Genomic DNA, 7,479 nt, shown 5'->3' with positions numbered 1-7,479 from the left:
GTGTTGAAATCGACGTAATATACGCTTGCTTCCACAGGATAGCCGATGTGATATTCACTCATCGTCATTTGCCCTCTGGTTCCATGCCTGAATTGCTGCCGCTTCTGCTTCATTGGCATTATCATACCAAAAGGGTGAATGTGACCCAGACGCTCCGCAATGGCAATCAATCCACCCGTGATGCAATTCATCTGGCATCACGACATCATGAGTGAACTGTAGATTAGAGCCACCACAAAACGGACACGGCTTGAGTTTGTCTGTCATACCCCCTCCACCAGCTCATCAGGAATATCAACCTCGTCACCTAACTGTGCAGTAACTACAGCACGGCAGATGGCGATTTGTGGCGTTCTGCCTAGAGCCAGCATTCCCCTTTTACAGCTTGCAAACCAGATATGCACACTGTGTTCAAATTTAACTTTGTATCTCTCAATCAACTCCCCACTCTGCGACCAATTGGTTGTGGGAGTGAAATCTCCAGCGCCGTTACTTAGCAGGCAATACACACCATTAGGTGGTATAATTACTGTGTTATCTGCATTGGCAGTACCCCCAATCGCCAGACATACAGCCCAATCCAACGCCCGGCCTGTCAGCTCGCTTGTTTTGATTTTCATTTCACCCAATCCTCAACTGAAATACACCGACTTACCGCACCGAGGGCAAGCCTTGAGATATTTGTTATAAACATTCAGGCACTTGTAGCAGACAACTTTTTCATCTGTCATCTCAAAAGTCCTTCTGGTGGGGTTAAACGAATGCCCGTAATTTCTCGGTTGAATAGTCGCGCTTACTCGCCTTGTACTCCAAACGCTCCAGTTTGCTATACGCGCGCCCTCTGGGATAACACCGACTGATTTTGCGGCTTAGACGGTGCTCATCGACAAAACAAAACTGCCTGTTTTTGCTCGCCATCAGACGATGTTGCTGCTCTACATTGGGGGTCTGGAACCAGTCGTTATCTTTGTGAAAAATAATTGCCATATCAGTGATCCTTCTTGTAGTTATTTAATTTCGCCACCGAGCGCGTTAATCAGACTGTCAAACATCCGCGACAGCTCACCGGAGAACAGCACAAAGTCTGCATCGAATCGCTGAGCAAAATCTTCACGATCGATATCGTCATTCTTTTCGCGCAATGCTTCGCTGAACTTGATTTTCTTGATGGTAAAATCATCAGACAATGTAAACTGAATACGCTCTTCCCATTCCAGCGCCAGTTTGGTGACATACTTGCCAGATTCAATGTGCGTGGCAATTTCGTCGGTGATTAAGTCTTGGTGCTTACAGCGGATCACGCCACCTTCTTCCAAAATCGCTTTCAGCTCAGCTTCGTCCTGCAACATAAATTCTGTGGGTAACTCGTTTTTACTCACCCAATCAGTCAGTGTTAATTCGATGGGACTAGCGAACAACATCGGTGTGACAGGCAGTGAGCCTAACGTTTTCCGCAGGAGCGCCAATGTATCCTCGGCACGTTTTGCACTGTTGGCATCAACAAAAATTCGCTGATTGTCATTATCAATCCAGAGGTAGGTCTGTGATTCTTTGCTGAATGCCCGTGGTAACAGGGTGTGGATGACCTCATCTTTCAGGGAATCTTTCTCGGTCTTTTTCAGCTTCCGATGCTGCTCACCTTCCAGTTTTTCAATCTTGGCCCACAGCTCTTTTTTGATGACAGATGAAGGCAATATTTTCTCTTCGCGCTGCATACAAATCAGGATCTGATTACCTGCTGCATGAGTAAGCGCTTCTCCGTGAGAACTCATTGGAGAAACCCAGCCCACTCTCATCATGTCCTGGCTGGCGCAGGGGGTGAATGCCAATGCTGCGAGTTGATTTTCCAGTGATTCCACTGAAATTTGAATGTCACGAGTCATACGATACACGATCGCATTTTTGAAAAAGTTCATATTGGTTTCCTTTTGCGAATAGCTTTTAGTCTTTCGTTGTAAAATTGGTGGCTGTACTCTTGAAGGGATAGATTGCAGCCTAAATTTCTTTTTATCAGCCACAAGCTGCTTATAACAGAATCCTCATCTGACGGAGTGTATTTTTTCGCAATCTGAATAACGGGTACGGGTATTTTCTCACCTGCCTGAATACGTTTCGTCATCGCCCTCAATTCGCGGACACAGAGTTTTCTCACCTCAGAGTCTGTTAAGTTCTGGCGGATCATATCCGAGTAAATTTTTGTCACCATCCAGTAACAGGCGTTTGATTGCCACGGGTAATCTCCCCAGCCACGACGAGCGCAGTAATCACGAAACATGCCGTAAAGATCTTCTTCGGTTGGCAATCCAATAGCGATAGTTTCTCCCTGTTTGCACCACTGGACAAATTGGCCAGGGGAAGGCCAGAACGGGTTTTCACTGGCGCGAGCATATCTCATGCCTGCCGATAATTGCTCTTTGGTACGAATACCATTTTCAGCGAATGCAGCAATCCACTGACGCTTTGCAGCCACTTCATCACTGGGATCTTTGAATATCGTTGATATAGCGGCGGGAAAGACTGATTTGAGGTTTTTGAACAGAATATCGACCAGTCGTTCGGCTTCATCGTTGACAACTTTGTCCGGTGACTTTACCGAACCAGCCATCTTTGCCAATGCTGCCCCATCCCGATTCTGAATAACTTTGGCAAGGGTCATATAAATTCCTCCTCCCATTCCTCACGGTTATTCCAGTTGCTGGATGATTCTGAGGTAGAGTTGGTGATCTGTTTCCGGTTGGGCTGCATACTCTGTGATTCGAGTGTGTCCCATTTTTCCCGTAGCCTGGCAGGGGACAGGATGTTGCAGTACCAGAACGCATCCTGATTGGCCCATTTGAACAGGCGACAGATATCGGCATGGGTTCGGTTATCGGACTGCCTCATCAGTCGAATGTCATTGGCCCATGATGCCCAGTTAGGCTGTTTAGCATTGGGCTTGGCTACCTGCACTTTCTGGAATATCCACTCAGCAGCCGTTAGGTCGTCAGCATCCCCCCACTTATCGCCTTTAGGTGAACTGACAGCAGCATCAGGATTTTCCTTGCCAGACGATTTAGATTTTCTCGGACGATCATCTAATAATTTATTATTAGATATATATTCTTGTTCATGATGTGCGGGGTTATGTGCGCCTTCATGTGCGGGTATAGTGTCTGAGGCCGCGTCATTACTGGTCTCGTCATGTGCGGCTTTATGTGCGGCTTTATGTGCGGGTAAATCGTCTATTTTTTGAGCGTAATCATTATAATTTGTGATGGTTATCACACGTCCTTTTCGCTTCTCTCCTTCAATTGAAATCATCCCTTCCTTAACAAAAAATGCCAGCATCCGTTCTACTGCATCACGACTGGTTGGCTTCCCGTTGCGGTCACACAGAGATAGCCCCAGATCAGCCGCCGTTACAGCCAATTGACCGGGTTGTAAAAGCCACGCCTTGCCTTTGAAATTGACTGTAGTATTCGGCCGTCTGGCTGCGCCCATAAGCAAATTATCCCACAGCGTTCTGAGAAATACGTCTTTAGCCCACGGTTTATTTCTAATGCTCCGGTACAACGGGATAAAACCAGACTTCTGGTTCTCCATCCTGTTGCTCCTGATTTTTTTAGCCGTATTGAAATCATAAACCTCCGCTGTATTCATACGACCTCCCTATCACTAAATTGATTTTTCATGTATAATTACCTCTGTTAAATGTGTTGTTGAGAGGGACTTGCATACTTCCTCTCCGTCGTTAAATCGACATCTCAAGTTGCATTTCAGAGACCTCAGTTGTTAGCGCAACTGGGGTTTTTCTTTTTACCTTGCCTTTCCGTTCCAGAGCCTGAATTAACATTTCCGCGTGCTCACCCTCGATGACTACTACGGGTCTGCTGTCAGCATCAGATAACTCAAATGCCCATTTAGGCAGACCTAGATTTACAATCATCAAACTGGCTAATTTCGCTATTCGGTTTTTGTCCCGACTCAATGCCGATGGATGAATTCCCATTTTCCGTGCCAGATCATTATTTCCAAATTCCAGAACCGATTTGAGGAAATAACCCTCCAAACTTTGGGCCTTACATGTAACGCGAGTATTGCGAGTTTTTGCGACTTCCATCTGCTACATTTCCTATAGTTAAGTTTTGTTTAATAAATAAACGATAGATATCGTCTATCCTGAATAGATGGTTAATAAACACGATCATGGCATTATGATGTCGGCCTTTACGGGGTTGATATGCTCCTGCATTCCCCGATTGCCTGAGATCACTCTCGGCGCTATTTCGGTTTGCTAGGGTTCACCAATAGCCTGTCGTGAGGGCAAATTGTTAAAGAGCGATACAGCTATACTGCTTGTCCCTCGCGAGGGAATAGATGTGGTAAATCAGGGCGGATCTCATAAGCCCTGACTAATCCATCCGTGGCGTTAACGATGGCGAACACTCGTTGCGGAGATACTCGCCCTCCTCTCAGCCACTTATGCACTGCTGGCTGACTAACACCACAGAGAGCAGCCAGCTTTTCTTGGCTACCAACGATATTGACGGCACGTTGAATAACTAGATTCATGGTTATGTCTCTTGTGGTAATGGTTAAACCAGAAATATAACCAATGTTATGGATAAGTGCAATAACTTTGGTTCTTTGATTTTATATAACTGGGGTTATATATTCCTCACATGAAAACGTTATCTGAACGCCTAAGAATGGCACTGGGTGCGGCGAAAATGTCGCAAGAACAATTAGCGCAAAAAGCCGGAATCTCTCAGCCAGCTATAGCGAAACTTGTATCTGGCAAAGCCAAGTCATCTAGAAAATCGCTTGAAATAGCTCTTGCGTTGGGTGTAAATCCAGCATGGTTAGTCAATGGAACTGGTAATATCAAAGATGGAATTCGTGATTCCAACGTTCCACCTACAGAGGAATGGGGAGAAATCAGGCCGTGGGATAGCAAAACACCTTTAGAAGATGATGAAGTAGAGGTTCCATTTTTGAAAGATATAGAGTTTGCTTGTGGTAGTGGTAAGTGCATTGACGTGGACTACAACGGCTTTAAGTTGAGATTTTCCAAAGCCACTTTTAGGAGAGTAGGAGCCAACACTGATGGCACCGGAGTGCTGTGTTTTCCGGCGAGAGGGGATAGCATGGAACCACTGATACCTAATGGAGCCACCGTTGCTATTAATTGTAACGATAAAAAAATTGTAGATGGAAAAGTCTACGCAATTAATCAAGATGGATGGAAAAGAATTAAAATCTTAATAAGATCGTCACATGATAAAATCACTATCAGAAGCTTTAACAGAGACGAATACCCTGATGAAGAAGCTCTGATTAATAGCATAGAGGTCTTAGGAAAAGTTTTCTGGGTAGCATCCATTCTAGATTAGCCAATCTAAGTCACAATAGCCGCTAAATGCGGCTTTTTAATTACCTCCTTTCTCATACCCATAACTATTTTTCTAAAAATATTCCTTTTACATTCAAAGTTATATAACTTATTTCATATTTATTATGAATAAAGTTATTGCATCAACCCATAACCTTGGTTATATTGAATCCATCAACGGCAGGGAGCCAAAAGTAAAAGGAAATTTCGCTCTTTAACAATATGAACCCCACACGACAGGCAACTGACGAGCCCTAGCAAATTGAAATGGCGCCGGGTAGTTACTCAGGTTATCGAGTAATCATTCAGGCAATCGGGCGAGACAACCAGCCCGTAAAGGCGCACTCGTCATGAAACTGATCGTGATTAACCAAAAGGAAAATTAATTATGGTTTAGCAACGCGGATAGACCGCAAACGCATTGCGTTAATGCTGCGGTAGTGACGCAGCCCCGAGTCCAAATGGAGCCAGTATCTAGCTAACTGGTCAGGGTTAATAAACTGAATAGCTCCGGTAAGCAGCATGACGGCCAATCATGCACCGGTTATTAGCACTCAGGAGAGTGAGCACTACTCAAGGGCATGAGCGCGACCACTGCGAGAGTGTGGTTGATTGACTGTAGGTCATTCGATGAATGGCCTATGGTGAGTTAATTAACGGAGAAATTCCATGAACGATAAAGATTACTGGCTGGAAAATATGCTTGATGGTTTTTTCGCTCAAGAACGGAAGAAAGAACGCGACAACTTCTGGAACAACCATCAACCAAAACAGCATCTGACCCAACAAGAGCGCGACACTGTTAACGCATTAACCAGCTTCATTCCAGTAGTTAACGGCGCTCCATCTAAAAAACCAGTTCCAACCAAAACCCGCCGCAGACTGGAGTCAGGCGGCGTGACGGCGAGAGTTTAAACAACAGGAGATAGACATGAAATTTGAAGAATTACCAGACGCAGCAAGAATGGCAGTCATTGAAGCCTATCAAGCGATTGTTATCCGTGAAGCGGGATTAGTTGATGACAGGGAGAAGGAACTACAAACAGCCAGACTGGAAAATCTGGCTGAAAGTTTAGTTAAAGGGTTTTCAAAGCTTACTAAGAGTTAATTTCACTTTTAAGTTTCTCAAAGCGTTCTTTTAGTGCATCAAATACTGTAACTATGCTTTCTGCTCTGTATGAAGCAGAAGAAGATGGATGCGAAAACGTCCCAGCTTTCACTAATTCCATTACAACCTGATAAGCAGCATCGATTGGATTTAATACTGGATTTTCCAATTTTTCAGACATTTTACTTTCCTTTTATTGACTATGGAATAACCAAGTTATCAGTTTTCCTTGACTGTGGAAAGTGAGGAAGCCCACGCCGCCTGAGTGGGTTATCAAATCAGGCAACTAACTCCAGCTCATTCCAAATAAACAATATTAATTCTGAAAGGAAATAAATATGACTACACCAATGAAATTTGCAACTGAATGTAAAACTGATTTTGAACGCTATCGTCAGTGGGCTATATCAGAAGCGCCGCGTTCTGAAATTCGTCGTAGTTTGGTAAAACTGTGTTGGAATGCACGTCGTAACTATCGTCATTGGGCGGCTCTCAGTTGACTAACTCCAGCTCATTTCCGAGTGGGCTGTGGTGAGTGACTCTGATATATTCAGGGATTAGACAATGGGATTCATGAGGGAATATGTTATCACTACTGGGCTTTCTCTTTTTTTACGCCGTGCTTGGTTGGAGGTATTGGTATATTACCTTTCCAATAGGAGCGTTTTTTATATTTATGCTGCGCAGAAAAACAATTAGCAGGGTAAAAAAAATTGTATATTCAATATGTGCGACATTCTTCTTATGGCCGATAGTATTATTGCCAGCCATGATAGCGACTTATATGTTAGTTTTAGTAGTTTTAATGGTTTTTTCGTTATAACTATTTAAACAATTAAACCACCAAACACCAGCCTCGCCAATGCGGGGCTTTTTATTACCTGAATATAACAGGAGAGTGTAATGAGTGATGAATCTGATAAAGAAATGGAAGAATTGATTCTAAATCATTATGAGGAGACCATAAAAAATATACAGTGGATTAAATGTAGTGATAGGT

Annotated in this window: 13 protein-coding genes; 4 read left to right on the top strand and 9 right to left on the bottom strand. The window is 43.9% G+C overall.

Annotated elements, in window-relative coordinates; genetic code table 11:
- Positions 1 to 54 precede the first annotated feature (54 nt).
- The 8 genes from Xhom_RS37655 to Xhom_RS20805 form a co-directional block, all read right to left on the bottom strand.
- Complete coding sequence (locus Xhom_RS37655; protein ID WP_420855272.1) at positions 55 to 198, bottom strand: hypothetical protein; 144 nt, start codon at positions 196 to 198, stop codon at positions 55 to 57.
- A 65-nt stretch (positions 199 to 263) separates the two neighbouring features.
- Positions 264 to 620: a phage protein NinX family protein gene (locus Xhom_RS20835; RefSeq protein ID WP_069315934.1), complete on the bottom strand. Its 357-nt coding sequence runs from the start codon at positions 618 to 620 to the stop codon at positions 264 to 266.
- A gap of 133 nt (positions 621 to 753) precedes the next feature.
- Positions 754 to 987: a hypothetical protein gene (locus Xhom_RS20830; RefSeq protein ID WP_069315935.1), complete on the bottom strand. Its 234-nt coding sequence runs from the start codon at positions 985 to 987 to the stop codon at positions 754 to 756.
- A gap of 20 nt (positions 988 to 1,007) precedes the next feature.
- The gene (gene rdgC, locus Xhom_RS20825; RefSeq protein WP_069315936.1) at positions 1,008 to 1,916 is read right to left on the bottom strand and encodes a recombination-associated protein RdgC; all 909 of its coding nucleotides are present in this window, start codon (positions 1,914 to 1,916) and stop codon (positions 1,008 to 1,010) included.
- A complete protein-coding gene (locus Xhom_RS20820) occupies positions 1,913 to 2,656 on the bottom strand; it encodes a replication protein P (RefSeq protein ID WP_069315937.1) in 744 nt (247 codons plus the stop codon). The genes rdgC and Xhom_RS20820 overlap by 4 nt, the downstream gene beginning before the upstream one ends.
- A complete protein-coding gene (locus tag Xhom_RS20815) occupies positions 2,653 to 3,582 on the bottom strand; it encodes a replication protein (RefSeq protein ID WP_069318428.1) in 930 nt (309 codons plus the stop codon). Before Xhom_RS20815 ends, Xhom_RS20820 begins: the two co-directional genes overlap by 4 nt.
- A gap of 148 nt (positions 3,583 to 3,730) precedes the next feature.
- A complete protein-coding gene (locus Xhom_RS20810; protein WP_069315938.1) occupies positions 3,731 to 4,099 on the bottom strand; it encodes a hypothetical protein in 369 nt (122 codons plus the stop codon).
- Between the two features lie 227 nt (positions 4,100 to 4,326).
- Complete coding sequence (locus Xhom_RS20805; RefSeq protein ID WP_069315939.1) at positions 4,327 to 4,551, bottom strand: transcriptional regulator; 225 nt, start codon at positions 4,549 to 4,551, stop codon at positions 4,327 to 4,329.
- A gap of 110 nt (positions 4,552 to 4,661) precedes the next feature.
- Here Xhom_RS20805 and Xhom_RS20800 point away from each other — a divergent pair, with 110 nt between their 5' ends.
- From Xhom_RS20800 to Xhom_RS31155, 3 genes are all read left to right on the top strand, one after another.
- Positions 4,662 to 5,372 carry an XRE family transcriptional regulator gene (locus Xhom_RS20800; protein WP_069315940.1) on the top strand — a complete coding sequence of 237 codons (711 nt, stop codon included), beginning with the start codon at positions 4,662 to 4,664 and terminating at the stop codon, positions 5,370 to 5,372.
- 668 nt (positions 5,373 to 6,040) lie between these two features.
- Complete coding sequence (locus Xhom_RS20795; protein WP_069315941.1) at positions 6,041 to 6,286, top strand: hypothetical protein; 246 nt, start codon at positions 6,041 to 6,043, stop codon at positions 6,284 to 6,286.
- Between the two features lie 16 nt (positions 6,287 to 6,302).
- Positions 6,303 to 6,479, top strand: coding sequence for a hypothetical protein (locus Xhom_RS31155; RefSeq protein ID WP_157104605.1), 177 nt, complete (start codon positions 6,303 to 6,305; stop codon positions 6,477 to 6,479).
- Here the strand turns inward: Xhom_RS31155 and Xhom_RS20790 are convergent.
- The gene (locus Xhom_RS20790) at positions 6,469 to 6,660 is read right to left on the bottom strand and encodes a hypothetical protein (RefSeq protein WP_069315942.1); all 192 of its coding nucleotides are present in this window, start codon (positions 6,658 to 6,660) and stop codon (positions 6,469 to 6,471) included. The genes Xhom_RS31155 and Xhom_RS20790 overlap by 11 nt on opposite strands.
- 157 nt (positions 6,661 to 6,817) lie before the next feature.
- On the opposite strand from Xhom_RS20790, the gene Xhom_RS31150 reads away from it, so the two are divergent.
- The gene (locus Xhom_RS31150) at positions 6,818 to 6,979 is read left to right on the top strand and encodes a hypothetical protein (RefSeq protein WP_157104606.1); all 162 of its coding nucleotides are present in this window, start codon (positions 6,818 to 6,820) and stop codon (positions 6,977 to 6,979) included.
- The last annotated feature ends 500 nt before the right edge of the window (positions 6,980 to 7,479 follow it).

Origin of the sequence: Xenorhabdus hominickii (assembly GCF_002632725.1) — a bacterium.
Classification (GTDB): Bacteria; Pseudomonadota; Gammaproteobacteria; order Enterobacterales; family Enterobacteriaceae; genus Xenorhabdus; species Xenorhabdus hominickii.
The sequence above is the reverse complement of the archived record's forward strand: the minus strand, read 5'-3'. Positions and strand labels throughout refer to the sequence as shown.

Excerpts from the sequence above, each read along its gene's own strand:
- Xhom_RS37655 (WP_420855272.1), bottom strand. The coding sequence starts at position 198 with ATGCCAGATGAATTGCATCACGGGTGGATTGATTGCCATTGCGGAGCG.
- Xhom_RS20835 (WP_069315934.1), bottom strand. The coding sequence starts at position 620 with ATGAAAATCAAAACAAGCGAGCTGACAGGCCGGGCGTTGGATTGGGCT.
- Xhom_RS20830 (WP_069315935.1), bottom strand. The coding sequence starts at position 987 with ATGGCAATTATTTTTCACAAAGATAACGACTGGTTCCAGACCCCCAAT.
- rdgC (WP_069315936.1), bottom strand. The coding sequence starts at position 1,916 with ATGAACTTTTTCAAAAATGCGATCGTGTATCGTATGACTCGTGACATT.
- Xhom_RS20820 (WP_069315937.1), bottom strand. The coding sequence starts at position 2,656 with ATGACCCTTGCCAAAGTTATTCAGAATCGGGATGGGGCAGCATTGGCA.
- Xhom_RS20815 (WP_069318428.1), bottom strand. The coding sequence starts at position 3,582 with ATGGAGAACCAGAAGTCTGGTTTTATCCCGTTGTACCGGAGCATTAGA.
- Xhom_RS20810 (WP_069315938.1), bottom strand. The coding sequence starts at position 4,099 with ATGGAAGTCGCAAAAACTCGCAATACTCGCGTTACATGTAAGGCCCAA.
- Xhom_RS20805 (WP_069315939.1), bottom strand. The coding sequence starts at position 4,551 with ATGAATCTAGTTATTCAACGTGCCGTCAATATCGTTGGTAGCCAAGAA.
- Xhom_RS20800 (WP_069315940.1), top strand. The coding sequence starts at position 4,662 with ATGAAAACGTTATCTGAACGCCTAAGAATGGCACTGGGTGCGGCGAAA.
- Xhom_RS20795 (WP_069315941.1), top strand. The coding sequence starts at position 6,041 with ATGAACGATAAAGATTACTGGCTGGAAAATATGCTTGATGGTTTTTTC.
- Xhom_RS31155 (WP_157104605.1), top strand. The coding sequence starts at position 6,303 with ATGAAATTTGAAGAATTACCAGACGCAGCAAGAATGGCAGTCATTGAA.
- Xhom_RS20790 (WP_069315942.1), bottom strand. The coding sequence starts at position 6,660 with ATGTCTGAAAAATTGGAAAATCCAGTATTAAATCCAATCGATGCTGCT.
- Xhom_RS31150 (WP_157104606.1), top strand. The coding sequence starts at position 6,818 with ATGACTACACCAATGAAATTTGCAACTGAATGTAAAACTGATTTTGAA.